This is a genomic window from Campylobacter sp. MIT 21-1684 (assembly GCF_026241315.1).
In the GTDB taxonomy this organism is placed as follows: Bacteria; Campylobacterota; Campylobacteria; order Campylobacterales; family Campylobacteraceae; genus Campylobacter_D.
The window spans coordinates 1-1,476 of sequence record NZ_JAPHNA010000047.1 but is presented as its reverse complement, the minus strand read 5'-3'; the positions used below and the strand labels follow the sequence as shown (position 1 = coordinate 1,476).

The following is a 1,476-nucleotide window of genomic DNA, read 5'->3' as shown; positions in this document are numbered from 1 at the left end:
ATAAAACCATTGAACAAGTGCGTGAATATGTTGGAGCTGATACCTTAAGTTTTCTCAGCATACAAGAACTCATACAAAGCATAGGAGATGAAAGGCTCTACTCTCTTGTAAGTTTTGATGGCAAGTACTTCATTCATTAGATATTTTTATTTATCAAACATTTAAGTGGATCTTTTTACGCAGTCTAGAAGCAAAAAAGAGTAGAAAAGAATTAATCCTACTTTATTAATAAGAAAAATTTCATTCATTAAAGTAATTTTTTTCATTTAGTAAATATTTAAGTAAATCTTTTTTTTTTTTTGTAGAATAACTTTTTCAAAATTTTGTAATAAGGAATATAAAATGAGTTTTGGATTTTCTCGTATGAGTATAGGGGCAAAAATAACTCTTGTTGTATCGAGTGTTATTGTATTGTTTATGATTATTATGATGTTTGTCATCATCAATAGAGTTACTGCAAGTCAAAATATGCTTATTAATGACTTAATAAAATCTGCAGCTTCGAATGTTGCTAAAATTTCTAATGCGATTTTTGATGAAACTTATGTTTCTGTTGAAAGTGCTCAAGCGAATATAGAAGATGATATAACTCATGATAGTGATGTGATTACCATTAGAAATGAAGTTATAGCGATGGTTGATTCAAGTAGGTATGCCCATTTTGGTTATGTGTATTTGAATCAAAAAGGTATGGAGGAAAATCCTCACTTCTCAACAAATAAGGCAGAAAATTCTCAATATAAACTGAGAGATGGTGGTTTTATGATTTTTGTAAGAGATAATGATGTTTCTACACAAAAAGATTTGACTGTACTCCCGGCTAGTGAAACTGTAATGAGATTTGGTAGTGTACAAAAAGCTTTACAGACAGGACAACCTACTATTGGTAATCCTAGCTATCAAACTATAGATGGGAAAACATATTTTTGTACAGGAATAAACATACCTCTTAGAAATTCTCGTGGAGAAATTATAGGACTTATAGGATTGGTTGTTGATTTAAAGAATTTGAACTCTATTCTTCAAAATCATAATTTATCATATTTCGACAATGATTATAGGGTTTTACTCTCTGAATCACATATTATTGCTTCTCACGCTAATGGGGAACTAATTGGTAAGACTTTTGATGAAATTAATCCGGGAACTCATGCTAAAACTTTGTTATCTCATGTAAAAAATAAAGAAAATGGGGTTTATGAATATGAAAATTATTCAGGAGTGAAAGCTACAACAGGAATTGAAACATTTGAAGTTGGATACAACACAGGGATTTATTGGACAGCTATGATAATAGCTCCAACTGATTCTATCTATGCACCTATAAAACAACTTCGCTTTGTTATCATAGTTTGTATTTTAATCTCTTTATTCTTTTTGGTTGTATTTATTTTGTATTATATTAAAAGAAATCTTTCACAACGAATTGTTCATATTTTGGACCATTTGCAATCATTCTTTAAATACATTAGACAC

The 1,476-nt window shown here is 29.5% G+C and carries 2 protein-coding genes; both read left to right on the top strand.

Annotation, left to right across the window (positions count from 1 at the left end; genetic code table 11):
• Positions 1-140 (top strand): hypothetical protein (locus tag OQH62_RS08460; protein ID WP_266016116.1); only part of this gene is annotated, 140 nt, incomplete at its 5' end.
• A 202-nt stretch (positions 141-342) separates the two neighbouring features.
• A partial coding sequence (locus OQH62_RS08455) for a hypothetical protein (protein WP_266016113.1) occupies positions 343-1,476 on the top strand: 1,134 nt, incomplete at its 3' end.